The sequence below is a fragment of the Photobacterium angustum genome, from assembly GCF_003026365.1.
GTDB classification, from domain to species: Bacteria; Pseudomonadota; Gammaproteobacteria; order Enterobacterales; family Vibrionaceae; genus Photobacterium; species Photobacterium angustum.
Window position 1 is genome coordinate 141,004 of the sequence record NZ_PYOM01000007.1, and the last position, 14,448, is coordinate 155,451.

The 14,448-nt window shown below is 37.9% G+C and carries 16 protein-coding genes; 11 read left to right on the forward strand and 5 right to left on the reverse strand.

Annotated features, from left to right (window positions below; all coding sequences use genetic code 11):
• Positions 1-14 precede the first annotated feature (14 nt).
• The 4 genes from hypF to CTN01_RS09125 all read left to right on the forward strand — a co-directional run bounded on the left by hypF (position 15) and on the right by CTN01_RS09125 (position 4,771).
• A complete protein-coding gene (hypF, locus tag CTN01_RS09110; protein ID WP_052666629.1) occupies positions 15-2,405 on the forward strand; it encodes a carbamoyltransferase HypF in 2,391 nt (796 codons plus the stop codon).
• A gap of 18 nt (positions 2,406-2,423) precedes the next feature.
• Positions 2,424-2,765, forward strand: a complete 342-nt coding sequence (gene hypA / locus CTN01_RS09115; protein ID WP_045149039.1) for a hydrogenase maturation nickel metallochaperone HypA — start codon at positions 2,424-2,426, stop codon at positions 2,763-2,765.
• Positions 2,765-3,826, forward strand: a complete 1,062-nt coding sequence (gene hypB, locus CTN01_RS09120) for a hydrogenase nickel incorporation protein HypB (RefSeq protein WP_045149038.1) — start codon at positions 2,765-2,767, stop codon at positions 3,824-3,826. Before hypA ends, hypB begins: the two co-directional genes overlap by 1 nt.
• 198 nt (positions 3,827-4,024) lie before the next feature.
• On the forward strand, positions 4,025-4,771 hold the full coding sequence (locus tag CTN01_RS09125) for an alpha/beta fold hydrolase (RefSeq protein ID WP_052666628.1): 747 nt from the start codon (positions 4,025-4,027) through the stop codon (positions 4,769-4,771).
• A gap of 49 nt (positions 4,772-4,820) precedes the next feature.
• Here CTN01_RS09125 and CTN01_RS09130 read toward each other — a convergent pair whose 3' ends face one another.
• Positions 4,821-5,303, reverse strand: coding sequence for a hypothetical protein (locus CTN01_RS09130; RefSeq protein WP_244156042.1), 483 nt, complete (start codon positions 5,301-5,303; stop codon positions 4,821-4,823).
• A 482-nt stretch (positions 5,304-5,785) separates the two neighbouring features.
• On the opposite strand from CTN01_RS09130, the gene CTN01_RS09135 reads away from it, so the two are divergent.
• Positions 5,786-6,091: a hypothetical protein gene (locus CTN01_RS09135; RefSeq protein ID WP_005366115.1), complete on the forward strand. Its 306-nt coding sequence runs from the start codon at positions 5,786-5,788 to the stop codon at positions 6,089-6,091.
• A 98-nt stretch (positions 6,092-6,189) separates the two neighbouring features.
• Here CTN01_RS09135 and brnQ (CTN01_RS09140) read toward each other — a convergent pair whose 3' ends face one another.
• The 3 genes from brnQ (CTN01_RS09140) to yjjG form a co-directional block, all read right to left on the reverse strand.
• Positions 6,190-7,524, reverse strand: coding sequence for a branched-chain amino acid transport system II carrier protein (gene brnQ / locus CTN01_RS09140; protein WP_045149036.1), 1,335 nt, complete (start codon positions 7,522-7,524; stop codon positions 6,190-6,192).
• A gap of 561 nt (positions 7,525-8,085) precedes the next feature.
• A complete protein-coding gene (brnQ, locus tag CTN01_RS09145) occupies positions 8,086-9,405 on the reverse strand; it encodes a branched-chain amino acid transport system II carrier protein (RefSeq protein WP_080890358.1) in 1,320 nt (439 codons plus the stop codon).
• A gap of 367 nt (positions 9,406-9,772) precedes the next feature.
• Complete coding sequence (gene yjjG, locus CTN01_RS09150; protein ID WP_045083247.1) at positions 9,773-10,444, reverse strand: pyrimidine 5'-nucleotidase; 672 nt, start codon at positions 10,442-10,444, stop codon at positions 9,773-9,775.
• A 264-nt stretch (positions 10,445-10,708) separates the two neighbouring features.
• On the opposite strand from yjjG, the gene CTN01_RS09155 reads away from it, so the two are divergent.
• Positions 10,709-10,957 carry a GlsB/YeaQ/YmgE family stress response membrane protein gene (locus CTN01_RS09155; protein ID WP_005366110.1) on the forward strand — a complete coding sequence of 83 codons (249 nt, stop codon included), beginning with the start codon at positions 10,709-10,711 and terminating at the stop codon, positions 10,955-10,957.
• 75 nt (positions 10,958-11,032) lie between these two features.
• Here CTN01_RS09155 and CTN01_RS09160 read toward each other — a convergent pair whose 3' ends face one another.
• Entirely contained in the window at positions 11,033-11,935 is a 903-nt protein-coding gene (locus CTN01_RS09160; protein ID WP_107188511.1) for a chemotaxis protein, read from the reverse strand.
• Between the two features lie 359 nt (positions 11,936-12,294).
• Here CTN01_RS09160 and CTN01_RS22770 point away from each other — a divergent pair, with 359 nt between their 5' ends.
• The 5 genes from CTN01_RS22770 to CTN01_RS09185 all read left to right on the forward strand — a co-directional run bounded on the left by CTN01_RS22770 (position 12,295) and on the right by CTN01_RS09185 (position 14,350).
• The gene (locus CTN01_RS22770) at positions 12,295-12,516 is read left to right on the forward strand and encodes a hypothetical protein (protein ID WP_045149034.1); all 222 of its coding nucleotides are present in this window, start codon (positions 12,295-12,297) and stop codon (positions 12,514-12,516) included.
• 65 nt (positions 12,517-12,581) lie between these two features.
• Positions 12,582-12,695, forward strand: coding sequence for a carbohydrate-binding protein (locus tag CTN01_RS23255; protein WP_428838912.1), 114 nt, complete (start codon positions 12,582-12,584; stop codon positions 12,693-12,695).
• Positions 12,696-12,819: 124 nt separating this feature from the next.
• Positions 12,820-12,978, forward strand: coding sequence for a hypothetical protein (locus tag CTN01_RS22775; protein ID WP_005366107.1), 159 nt, complete (start codon positions 12,820-12,822; stop codon positions 12,976-12,978).
• Between the two features lie 189 nt (positions 12,979-13,167).
• Entirely contained in the window at positions 13,168-13,413 is a 246-nt protein-coding gene (locus CTN01_RS09180) for a hypothetical protein (RefSeq protein WP_045132247.1), read from the forward strand.
• Positions 13,414-13,525: 112 nt separating this feature from the next.
• Positions 13,526-14,350: a GGDEF domain-containing protein gene (locus CTN01_RS09185; protein ID WP_045149033.1), complete on the forward strand. Its 825-nt coding sequence runs from the start codon at positions 13,526-13,528 to the stop codon at positions 14,348-14,350.
• Positions 14,351-14,448 lie beyond the last annotated feature (98 nt).

Sequence of the window (14,448 nt, forward strand, 5' to 3'; positions counted from 1 at the left end):
GCAGGTCAGTTAGCGTGACAGACAACATTGCACGACAATATATTCATATTACCGGCATTGTACAGGGGGTCGGTTTCCGCCCCTTTGTCTACCAACTAGCGACAAAACATGCGCTAGTTGGTTCGGTGATCAATGATTCAGAAGGGGTGAAAATAGATGTGCAAGGCTCTCTTGATACATTAGCTATTTTCACTTCACAGTTAATTGACCAAGCGCCTCCTTTAAGTCGCATTGATGATGTGGCAATTCGCACTTTATCGCTATGGTCTGAATTGGAAAAGCCGAATACCTTTGGTATAGAGCAAAGTCAGTGCCGTGAAAGCACAACGGTATCTATTTCACCAGATCAAGGGCTTTGTGATGCTTGTAAGCGGGATATTTCCAATCCAGATTCTCGATTCTTCCAATACCCATTTACCAACTGTACCCATTGCGGTCCACGTTACAGCATTATAAAAGCGCTACCTTATGATCGTGCAGTAACCAGTATGCAGGATTTTTCGTTGTGTCCTGATTGTGCCGAGGCATATCAAAATCCAGTCGACCGTCGTTATCATGCTCAACCCATTAGCTGTAACTGCTGCGGCCCTTGGGTGACGCTTTATGATGCACAGCAGCGAGTAAAATCGAGCGCAGAATTACCACTTGTTGCAACCAAACAAACTGCGATTGAGCAGCTTGCGCAAAAGATTAAAGATGGCGAAATTGTTGCAATTAAAGGCATCGGTGGTTTTCATTTAGCGTGTGATGCCACTAACACTCAAGCTGTGGCGAGTTTACGTAAGCTTAAATATCGTCAGTCAAAACCGTTAGCTATTATGGCGGCAAGTGATGACATTGCTCAACAATTCGTTGAAGGTTGTGATGCTGAATGGAAAGCATTAGCAGCGCAAGCTAGACCTATTGTTCTCATGAATAAGCGTTTAGATATTGTTGCAGAAGAAGTAACGCGAGCAGATGACGTATTAGCAGAAAATGTAGCTCCGAATGTACCGTATCTAGGAATTATGCTGCCGTATACGCCATTGCATTATTTGTTGTTTGATGAATTAAAAGCAATAGGTGCGAAAAGTGCGCTCGTTATGACCAGTGCGAACCTATCTGGTATGCCGATTACCACTGAGTTAGCTCAAGTCTGTACTCAATTTTCAGGGAAAATCAGCGGTGTTTTAGATCATAATCGTCCGATTGTGAGTGCGTGTGATGATAGCCTTGTACATTATGCTGGCGGAAAAATCCGTGTGCTACGTATGGCTAGAGGCTATGCGCCTGTGAGTCATTTCGGTACAGGTAGCGAACCGAGTACAGGTACTATCACCGTTGCTTTAGGTGCTGAGCAAAAATCAACTATAGGGTTGGCATTACCTCAGCAATGGTTAATATCTGCCTATATTGGTAACTTAGACGATCTCGATACCGAGCTGCGTTATCAAGAAACCTTTAACCATTTAACGACGCTTTATAATGTTAAGCCACAGCAACTGGTGTGTGATAAACACCCTAACTATCATTCCTCTCAATTTGCTGAAAAATACCAAGCCAAAGCCAATTTGGCCGCACCACTTTTAAAGGTGCAACACCATCATGCCCATGTATTAGCTGTGATGGCTGAGCATAATTTAACGGAGCAGGTTTTAGGTTTTACCTTTGATGGGACTGGTTGGGGTGACGATCACACCGTGTGGGGCGGTGAAGTCTTACTTTCTACACCACAAAGTTATCAACGTGTCGGGCATTTACGTCGATTTCGCTTAATTGGAGGCGAAACAGCGATAAAAGAGCCAGCTCGTCTGTTATTTGCCCTCTTATTGGAATGTTACTCAGTCGATGCGATTAAAGCGATGCAGTTATCAGCCTTTAAAGAGTGGAGTGATTTTTATTTCAATAACTTATACCAGTTATGGCTAACAGGCAGTCAATCGCCTTATACCTCATCGATGGGACGTTTAATTGATGCGTGGGCAAGTTTGTTAGGTCTAGTTGATCGCGTTGACTATGAAGGTGAGTGCGGATTAAAACTCGAACAAGCAGCAATGAAAGATAGATGTCATCAACCTATTTCTTTCACTGTTGATGCTAATGGTGTGATTGATTGGCAACCACTTTTTGAATATGCGTTACCACTGTTAAGTTTAGTTGCCGATGATTATCGCCCAGCATGGCGAAATTGTTTGGCGCACAGTTTTATTAGTGCCATTGCTGACCTCATTGTCACCATAGGACAAACTTATAAGCCATTGCCGATTGTGTTAGGCGGTGGGGTATTCCAAAACCGTGTATTAGTTGATGAAGTGTTTGAAAAAGCCAGCGCGCACAGTTTATCCCTTTTTTGTGGTGAAGCACTCCCTGCTAATGATGCATCTATTTCAGCAGGTCAGTTGTGGTTTGCCATACATCAAAAATAAGAATGAAGAGATCTCGTCATGCATGAATTATCACTGAGTATGAATACGGTAGATACCGTGGTTGAACAGGCGAAAAAGCAAGGCTTTCATCGTGTAACTCGAGTGACATTATCGATTGGGACATTATCGTGTATAGAGCCCCATGCATTGGCAACAGGATTTGAATTTGCAACACGAGGAACGATTGCAGAAGGCGCGAAGTTAGCCATTGAGTCTATACAAGCTCAAGTTTGGTGTATGGAGTGTCAGCGCTATATCGAAATGGATGAGCGTGGTGTCTGCTGCCCTCATTGCCAAGGTTATCAGCTTAAAGTTGAAACCGGTGACGAATTAATGATTAAAAATATCGAGGTAGAATAATGTGTAATGTATGCGGCTGCGGAGATAGCCATGTAGAAGGTGTCGATCACCATCATCATGGTTCTCATCACCTCCACGATCATCATGGGCATAGTCATCACAATGATCACCATCATGATCACGGCAATGTTCATAAAGCGAGTAATGAACAGCCTGTTGTGATCCATCATCACTATTATCATCAAGGTGATGTTCACCATCATGTGCATTACACCTTGCCCGCAACATCGCACCATGAACACAGTCACCCACATCATCAATATTCTCATCATGACCATGTATCGCACGGACATCATAACCACACTCATGATAGCCATGACCATCATCAGCCTGAAACCTTAGATAAAGGTGATTTGCACTACGGTAAAGGCGAAGCTGAGGTGCATGTGGCTGGGGTTTCTCAACGTCAACTTCTGACGTTAGAGATGGATATTTTAGGTAATAACAATAAACTGGCTGAGCATAACCGCGAGCATTTTGAAGCCAATAAACAGCTTGTGCTTAATCTAGTATCAAGCCCTGGCTCTGGTAAAACTACCTTGCTTACTGAAACTTTAATGCAGCTAAAACAGCAGTATCCATGTGCAGTGATCGAAGGAGATCAGCAAACCTCTAACGATGCGGATCGTATTCGTGCTACCCAAGTGCCCGCTATTCAAGTTAATACAGGGAAAGGTTGCCATCTAGATGCACAAATGGTGCACGATGCTTATCATCAATTATCAATGAATGAGTCAGGTTTCTTGTTTATCGAAAACGTGGGTAACTTGGTGTGCCCTGCGAGTTTTGATTTAGGTGAAGCCTGTAAAGTCGCGATTTTGTCTGTCACTGAAGGTGAAGATAAGCCACTTAAATACCCTAATATGTTTGCTGCCGCTGACTTAATGCTGATCAACAAGGTCGATTTATTGCCGTATGTTGATATCAACATTGAAGATTGTATTGCTAATGCGCGTAAAGTGAATCCCAATATTCAGGTCATAAAACTTTCAGCTAAAACGGGTGATGGTATGGATGCGTGGTTAAATTGGCTGACTGAGCAACTTCAACAACATCAATAGTAATTACGGCTCAGTAAACATTTAAAACCACAGGCTCATGAAAACTGCCTGTGGTTTTTTATAAAGATGCGCACAAAAGTATGCATTAAAATGTAATGCCCATTATTTACCTTTCTCTCAACTCACATCCTCTGTGTTTAATTTTGCTATAGCTAATCGTTTCATCAATAGTTTTACAAGTTAAAGAAATGAGGTGAGATGATGATAAGTGCTACAGGTATTGAGTATTGCTATATAAAGCATCACAGTACAACAGATTGTGTAGTGATCAATACGGGAGCTAACGTCACTATTGAAGATAACCGTTGGTTACAAGACGAGTTAGCAAAGCGTTACAGTGTGCTTTTATTTAATCGAGGTGGTTATGGAAGAAGTTCACTCAATACAAAGGTAAGAACACCAGAGGTTGTATCTCAGGAGTTGCATAGTTTACTTATAGAGTTAGATATTAAAAACGCCATCTTACTTGGTCCGTCTTTGGGGGGACTTTACGGTCGATATTTTAACTATAAATACCCTAATTTAGTTAAAGCCTTGGTGGCTGTTGATTCACCAATTAGCTTTATCTTTGAGAAAATTGAAGCTCGTCTTCCAAAAGATATTAAGCAATTAGTTCAGCAAGAACTTTCTCTTTTAAAGCCAATAAATCCCGTTGTTGACTCTGAGTTGTTGGAGGTAACTAAGTTGGAGTTTACGGATTTTTCTTATCATCAAAAGCCTGTACTTAATTTTTATAATACCTATTTAGGAGATGATGCAGAGTTCGTTAGTCAGTTGATTGTTGATGTTGCTAAGCAAGAAGCAGAAAAAGAAGGTTGCGTTAGATTGGCATTTTCAGCAACAGGACATGATATTATTTCTAATGATTTGAATTTTTTCTTGGCAACATTTCATCGTTTTATCGATGATATAAATAGTGACTCTAAATTCTCAATAACACAGTGACGTTAAGTATCGGCTTTGATTGAAGCCCTGATAAACAGGGCATTATTAGTTACTTTTTATAAATAACAGAAATGATGTCTTCAGGTTGCTGATGATTTAATTGTGCTATTTGTACAATGGACTGCTTAGGGTCATCAACCGTAAAACCAGCCAATTTTATTTTATCTATTAAGTTATTAATGGGTTGATGAGTTAACTCTGACATCAACGTAATTGGAGCATTATCGATAGAATCAAACAATGCGACAGACACATTGTTAGACTGTTCGACTTCTTTATCACTTTGGATCATTGCGATACCCAGTAACAAAATAGTTGCCATCATTACAATGTTATTCTTACGTGATAAGTGCTTGATAATTGAATTCTTATATAAGAAAGCATGCCCGAGAACGGCAATGACCATTAAGATACCAATCCATTCATGCATAAGAACAATATTTTTCGAATTAATATCTAAAAATAGCAGAGAACCAGAAGTTAGCACGAGTAGTGCACAAACGAGTGTTAGTGGTGTCCAGTATTTTTTCATTTGATCTACTTTTAGTGTTTTTAAAGATAGAGTAAAAAGTAGCATGATGAAGCTTTGCTCATTTTCGTGTGAGCGCCAACATCATCATTTTTTACGCCATTCTGACCCACTAAGATACTCTACGATATGTGTGCTGGGTAAGGTGCAAGATTTGTTAGTCAGTTATTTGATGTCGTGTTTTATGCTAACAACTCATCGCTTTATCTGTGGTGTTATTTCTAATTAATAGGGTATAGCGTCGATAATTAATCTCAGCATCGTTAAATTATAATGCTTATAATTTAAGTATTATTTTTACAGGGAATTAACTTGGTGCTTTATGAGAGTGATCTTCTTCAAAAGAATGATGGTGGAGGTTAATTAACACTACCAATTTGTTTTTTTATCTATACAATTCCGCGCAACTTCGCTAATGGCATTTCGTTGATATTCATATTTCGCCTGCAATTAGTGACACATTTTGATGCTATGAATAGTCTACGATGAAAACTAAAATCTTACTGCTTGCTCTACTGATTTCTGGCTGTGATATGACAGCGACTCCTTTTACTCCACCTTCTACCAACGATATTGAGCAGTGCCAAATTTTGGTAACGAATACAACGCAATATGCAGCTGAAACCATTATTGCTAATGATGTTGAAAATCAATCTGAAAGTAACCGAGGCTGGGTGTTTGTCGATCACATAAAACCGGCTCAACGTGGTGATATTAACTTTCGTTGTAATTTAGAGAAAAATAAAGTGGAAGTGTGGGCACCGGGTGCCGCAATGTGGAATGAATTGTAATACTTTCATTGCCAGCGCTTAAAGTTAAGCTTAGCTTTCTGCTTGTATAATAAAACTATAGTAAAAAAACGGCGATACCCCAATATCGCCGTTTTTTATTAATCGTTATTTGCCGTTTTTAATCGGTAGTCAACACGTCCAAATTTTTTCTCTGCACTTGCTGTACGACCAATCATCGCCGTTGTAATTAACATGAATAAAGATGGTAATAACCAACCTGCATGTGCGTTGTAAAGCGGTAATGTATCGCTGAAAAAGTCACCGAGATCTTTTGGCATCTTACCTAAGATATTAATAGCATCAATAGTACCGAAAAGTGTCGCTGTGATCAGAACCGCACTGTGTGTAAGGCGTGAAACGGTAAATGTTGATGCCGCTAAGGATGCTAATACTAATGCGATGGCAACCGGACATAGTACAAGGATTGCAGGTAAGCTTACTTTTAGAATATCGTTTAAACCAAAGTTTGCGATAACTCCTGTTAACACAACAATGACTGTTGCTGTGAAACCAAATGAAGCTTTAAACGTATCTTGATAATACTCAGCACACGCATTGGTTAAACCTACTGTGGTGGTTAAACATGCCATTAAGATAATAGCGGCTAATAACCATTGACCGTAATGACCAAATTCACCCGCAACGTAACGAGTTAAGATCACGCTACCATTAACACCATGTTCAGCAATCGATGTTGATGTCGCACCAACGTAACCCATTACAATGTAACAAGACGCCATTAACGCAGCGTAAATTAATGCTACTTTAATAGAAGTTGATGCAATACCTTGTTGTGTTGTAACACCCTTAGCTTTTATTGCATGAATGATCACCCAGCCGAAACCGACAGCAGCAATGGCGTCCATCGTCATATAACCTTGGATCAAACCACTTGTAACAGCACCGACTTGGTAATCACCAGATGGAGCAGCAGGTGTACCTAGAGGGCTAAGAAATGCTGCTAAGCCTAATCCACATAGTAAAATAATCAGTGCAGGTGTCATGATCTTACCAATGTAAGTCACAAGGTTTCCTGGTTTAAATGCAAGAAATAGGGTAACTGCAGAAAAAATGATAGAAAAAGCAACTAAATGATCATTAGTAAAAAATGGTTGAATACCCATTTCATAAGCAACAGTAACTGCGCGAGGCATACCAAATGCAGGACCAATAGCGGTAAAGAGTAATACCCAAAAAGTTGTACCTAGCCACTTAGGTAAAGCCTTGGTTAAATTATTGGTATTACCAATTCGACCTAGCACAATAATAGTAAATGCGGGTAAGCCTACGGCAGTAATTAAAAATCCGGCCATTGCGGAGGTCAGAGATGTACCGGCATCTAATCCCATTGATGGTGGAAAGATCAAGTTACCTGCACCAAGAAAGAGGGCAAATGTTGTGAGACCGAGTACGAAGATGTCTTGTGTTTTCAAATGTAGTTCCTGCATTTTTGAAGTTATAGACAACCATCGCGATTAATGCGCAATGAGTTAAACGTCCATGATTGAAATCGTATTCCGCAGGTTTGCTGAAAGAAGATATTTGACTTGATAGTATCCTCCGCCAGCTCGGCTGACGGAAGCTTGCCCGCCAGCCTAGCGAATAATCACTAGGATAATAGCGGTAATAATTCGTGTTGTATGTTTTATATCAACAACAGAAGCCTCGATCCAATTAGTAAATTGGCTCGATGCTAAGTTTTTTCGTGTTTTATGTTCGCGCATTGCTGAATACATAACTTAACAACTTCTGTTTTGTGATTGAATTAACGCTTTCAACATACAAAGAAAACGTAGAGTTGTAAACGAATTTTTTATGGTATGCGTATTATTGCGACCAAAATGAATCAATTAGCTGTTTATAATCAATATTATAGGTAAATATATGAGCAGTTACGAAAAATTTTGAATTTTTATGCATCGAAATAAAAAAGGGAAGATTACAGTAGAGCTTACGTTGAAGCTATACCATTGGCATAGCTTCAACTTTTTATGTTAGCAGGTAGCAACTGCATTTCGATTACGTTGAATAATATGAATCACTTTACTGCCAAAAATGGTTACTAGTACAGGGAGTAACCATGACGCATGAGCATTAAACAAAGGTAACCATGCCGTTAGATCTTGATGAATAGCGGAAGGGATCTTACCCAAAATGTTTAGTGCATCAATACTGCCAAATAACGTGGCAATAATGACGATCAGTGTTTGGCTCATCGAGAATTTACGCTTTTCGTTACTCACAGTATTCGGCATAAAAATAATGGCGATGATGAGTGATACTGCGATAGGGCATAAAATCAAAATAGCAGGTAGGCTAACTTCAATAATCGTTTCTAAACCAACATTAGAGATAATGGCTGTTAAGCTCATGATCACAACGGCACTGATTTTAAAAGGGACGTTATAGGTATTCTTGTAGTATTCGCCATTTGCATTGGTTAAGCCAATAGTTGTGGTTAAACAAGCCATTAAAGTGATAGTTGCTAATAAAATTTGACCAAATGTACCGAACTCACCAGCAGCATAGCGTGTTAGAATTTCACCGCCATTGGTTGAGTTGGGAGCAATAGAAGAGGAAGTCGCACCTAAATAACCCATAGCTAAATAACACAAAGACATCAGTAATGCGTAGATACCAGCAATACGTAATGTATAGTAAGAAATCGCTTTGTTACAGCTAATACCCGTACTACGAATCGTTTGAATAATCACCCAACCAAATGCGACCGCTGCGATAGCATCTAATGTCATGTAACCTTGGATCATGCCATTAACCGTTGGTGCGGCTTTATAAATAGCATTAGCATCTGTCGGAGAGCCTAATGGATTAATCAAAGCGGCAATCACTAATAAGGCTAACATTACGATTAATGCTGGCGTCATTACTTTACCAATATAACTAACTAACTTACCGGGCTTCAGTGCCAAAATTAAGGTTAATAAGCAAAACAGCACGGAAAAGAGCATTAAGCCGTTACCTTGGTAGAAAGGTTTAATACCCATTTCATATGCCACAGTTACCGCGCGAGGGAGAACAAAGGCAGGTCCCAGAGTCGTTAATACTAAAAACCAAAAAGTACGATCCATCCAATGGGGTAATGAGGCGGTGAGTTTATCTGCAGATGAGAGTCGACCTAAAACGATCAGTGTTAAGGCTGGTAGACCAACGGCGGTTAGTAGGAAGCCCACTATGGCGATTAACCAGTTTTCACCGGCTTGTTGCGCCATCATAGGTGGAAAAATAAGGTTTCCTGCCCCTAAAAATAAGGCAAAAGTCATAAATCCAATGGCGGCAAGTTCTCTTCTCTTCAAACGGCGTACCTTCTAAATGAATGGTCAGTTTGGCTGGAAGATAAAAGGAGAGTTAACATATCCGCCAGCAACAGTAACTGACGAATAAGTTTAAACGTCAGCGTTTATTGACGACGACGACAGAGACAAGCGCACAAGTATTCATAACAAATACAGTAGAAGATACTGCTAAATTGTTGTGATTAACTGAATACATAAGTAATGCGCTCGAATGAAATAATTAACCCAAAACTAAAGCTATTTTAGATGATTGTAAAGTGATATTCGGTAATTATTCGTATTTAATACGTAATGAACAATATATGTATCGCGAATATAAAATAAAAATTCGCGATACATATCTATTATGAGGTTTAACTTTTTGTTTCTAAAATAATATTTTTTCAAGTTCAGACAGTGTTGATACTTGATAGGTTGGTTTTATATTTTCAGGTAACAATTGGTTTTGATGGTTAAACCAGCATGTGTCTAAACCTGCATTAATACCACCTAAGATATCTGACTGCGGGTTATCACCTACCATAAGTACAGAAGTAGGCGCAGGGTTGCCCATTTTTTCAAGACTATACTCAAATATACGGCGATCGGGTTTAGCTACGCCGACCTGCTCTGAAATAACGAGTAGATCAAAATAATCAGCCAGCCCTGTTTTTTCTAAGCGGATTTTTTGCAGCGCAGTAAAGCCATTGGTAATAATGCCTAATTTAACTCGACCATTAAGAGAATGAATCAATGATGTTGTTCCCGGTAATACTTCGCAAATATCAGCCATAGCTTGCATGTAATCATCATTAAGCTGTTGCTCTGTTGTTTTTAGTTTTTTTGCCCATTCACGAAAACGTGTTTGCTGAAGCTCGCTTGCTGAAATGTCGCCATTCTGATATTGCACCCATAATGGACGGTTAATTAATTCATATTGTTTGAAATCAGCGTCACTAAAGGCGACATTATAACGAGAGAACATTAGCTGTAGACCTTTAAAAGCGTCAAAGTAGAAAAGGGTTTCATCAGCATCAAAAAGAATCCAATCGTATTTCATATGTAACATCGCCTTATCAAAATCTATCTATAAATCATCGAACAACGCGCATATTACACTATAGTGAATGAATAAAAAGAGGGATTTAAGGTGAGAACAATTTAAAAGATCTTAAGCTGTAAAAGTTAAAGTAATTATTATTGGTATATAAGTTTCTTGTGATTTTATAAACTTCCTGACAAAGAATTGAACATCGCTAGTCAATACCTATCTACACTTACCAATTATAAGTATTTACAATTTTAAAAAGTACAGGAGCTCTTAATGGGTATTTTATCTTGGATTATTCTGGGTTTGATTGCTGGTGCATTGGCAAAGTTTTTAATGCCTGGTAGAGATGGTGGTGGTTGGATTGTAACAATGGCACTGGGTATTGGCGGTGCATTTGTTGGCGGTTATGTGGGCAAATTTATTGGTTTAGGTCAGGCGACTGGTGTAAATATTGGCAGCATTATTACAGCGACCTTGGGCGCATTTATTATTCTGTTTATCTATAACCGTTTTATTCGTTAATCTCATTCAATAATACGTTATATAAGCGAGAAATTACCTTAAGTGATATGACAGGTGATTTCTCGCTTTTTCATTTTAGCAACTTAATGCTAAATGTTGCTCCGCACCCCGTAACATCGCATGAATTAATTCATTCGCTTCAAATTTTGTCAGTGCTTCTTGAGCGCCAACTTGGTGTGCTTGAGATACGCTTATTTCACTCGAAAGGGATGTGTGTAAAATAATATAGGTTGAGACGAGCGCATCGGTGTTTTTGACATTGAATGCCAGCTCATACCCATCTAGACCCGGCATTTCGATATCACTAACCAAAATATGGAATGGGTCTTTTGCATGCGCAGCCGTTTGCATCATATTAAAAGCATCTTGCCCATTTTTGGCAACAAAGTAGGGCACACTGATACTATCAAGTGCTTGAGTTAATTGTTTTCTGGCGACAGCGGAATCATCAACTAATAATATTTTTAACGGGCGTAAGGTCTCACGTTCAATATCTGTTAATGTCGGCAGTAACGTTGAGGGATCATCAGGAAAGATTTTCGAGAGAAGCAATTCAACATCTAATAGTTGAATCAATTTGTCAGCATCGCGCATAACACCAGTAACAAAAATATCACTACCTAAATGTTGAGGAGGAGCTTCAATATTTTGCCAGTTACACTCTGTTATCCGTTCAATCCCTCTGACCAAGAATCCGACTAACTTACGACGACAATCTGTAATGATAATAAAGCAACGTTGACGCTCTTCTTGGCTAATAGCGGGATAACCAATTGCTTTGGCCATATCAATAACAGGGACTGTGTCGCCACGCAATGTAGTGGTGCCAAGTACGGTTGGGTGAGATTTTGGGATAACACTTAAATTTGTATAGGGTACGATTTCACGGACTTTAAGCGTACCAATCGCAAAGCTTTGTAGTGTGGACAGCTTAAAAAGTAACATCCCTTGTGATGCATTCGTTGCATTCTTTATCATACCGAATCCATTGCATAGATAATTTATATTAATAAGTCATTATAATAACACTATCGTAATTTATACCAAACGTTTATAAATAAAAACCCACAATTAATATTAGTAAATTAACTTTAATATTATTTTTTGATCTTAGTGGAAATAATGAGTAAAAATACATTTGTTATCTTTATTTACTGCGAATATCGTTACTAACGATAAGTATTATTCATTGGCATTGTCTTTCTTTCTATCGTAGTTGGTTTTGTATTGTTGACTAATAACTCGGCCTTATTTTTCTATCTAACACATCTTTATTATTTATTGATGAACAAGGTAAGAGATAAATTTGGTATGGACGACATAGTGCTACTAAGTGGTTGGTTGCAGCAACTGATGCAGAAAATAATCCATTAACCTTCACAGCAATAAATGCACAGATTGTCACAGCAGAAAATGGTAGCGCGATTGTTAGTTTTACAGCGCCTAAAATGACAACAGATGTCACCACAAGTGTGACGATTATCGTGCCAGATGGGCAAGCTGAAACGATAAAATCAGTTCTCATCACTGTGAAAGGTAAAAAGCCCCCCTTTAAATGAAGATCTCTGGGATATAAATACCGTGTATTACGCGGGCGATAGTGTCACGTTTAACAATGTGCGTTATGTTGCACAGTGGTGATAGCGTGAATTATCAGGGACATATTTATCAAACTAAATGGTGGTCACAAGGTGATAAGCCTGATCATGAAAATTCACCATGGAAATTAACTCAATAATTGAATGGCTATTTACTCATTGTTTATTGTGTTAAATATTCATCATGGGCTTTTTCACGGCAAGATTTTTATTCAACGTTATACTCACAATGGTATATCAACAAAGATCAGTTAAGGAGTGAACATGGACTTAGTCAATAAAAAAGGCGAAATCGCAGTCTTGGCAGATAATTTAACACTAAAAGAAATTGTTGATATGGGATTTTCCGTCGACTTATGCGATAGCGCTTATGATAAAAATGAACATTGGATCGTAGCATCTAAATCAGAATCACAAGAGTAATCGGGAAAATAAGAAAAGCTTCTTTGTTAAAAGAAGCTTTTTTGTACATTCTATTCTTGAATAAGAATTGATATTAATATTTATTAAATTAAAAAATTTAAGCGATATTCGAAATATCAAGAAGGTGTAATTTATATCAGATAGGAGTAAGTTACTATATTACGCAATTGATATAATGAGTATTTTACGATGAATACTGCAGATCGAGAATTATTAGACAAAGTCACTGAGCTTGATGGTAAAGATTTAACCGTATTAAACCATGAAGAAAAAAAGATATTTGAAACCTTTAAGAAGCGTGAACATGAGTTTGGTTTGCGTGTAGAAGTTGTTACTCAAGCACCGATTGAAGATTTACAACAAGGAACATCAAGTTATCTAGTCGAGAGTGAAGAGCATCGTTACCCAAACCGAATTTTGATCGTTAAAGACTAAGTGATGAAGTAGAAGTCTTCGATTTTAAAAAATCTGTTCTAGGTAATGCAACTTGATTCCTAATAGGTGTTTGATGTATATTTATAAAATATCAAATTCATGAATTATAGCAATGGTTAATGCTGCTAACGAATATTTGGCGCCATTTTTAGCTGGTTTCCCGGGTTTTCTATGCGTTCGAAATAAAGAACATCGAATTGTTTTTATCAATGAAAACTTGAAGCATTGGCTGAATTTTCATACTAATGTTGATTTATTGGGTATGACATATGAAGAAGTGATGTCGACTAATGTTCTCTCATCCTGTTTTATAACTTACGTTTACCATCATAATTTTGCTACTGATGTGAGTGAACATTCATCAGCAAATGTTATTGAATGTAAATTAAAGGATAATACTCTCTATTTTGATGTAATAGAATTTGAAACAATTATAAATACAGACACTTTTTATTATACGGTAGCAAAAGATATCACTGATCTTTATAGTGAGAAAGAGCAGTTTCAGCATATCTCATTAATTGATGATTTGAGTGGTTTATATAATAAGCGATTTTTTAATAACTATTATTTCACAAATAACAGTTCCATTATTCTTATTGATTTAGATAACTTTAAACATGTGAATGATGAGTATGGTCATGTAAAAGGTGATGAATTAATTCAAAAGTTCGCTTCATTGTTGCGCTCAACTTTTCGTTCAGAGGATTCGGTTATTCGTTATGGTGGCGATGAGTTTGTTATCATTACAGAAAACAATAATACCTCGGCAATTAAAAACAGAATAAAGTTGATTAATGAAAAAATAAGTAATGCTTTTGGTGACTTATCATTTGTATCATTTAGTTATGGTACTGAAAATTATCAAGGTGACATTGTTAAGACAATGAATATTATTGATAAAAAAATGTATGAGAATAAGAAAGCAAAATTGTAAAATAATTTACCATGAGTAAAAATAGTTAGCGAGACGTTGTTCATCTTCGATTAATTTAAGATACATAATATATCTAATACAGGTTATGCGTGGTCAAT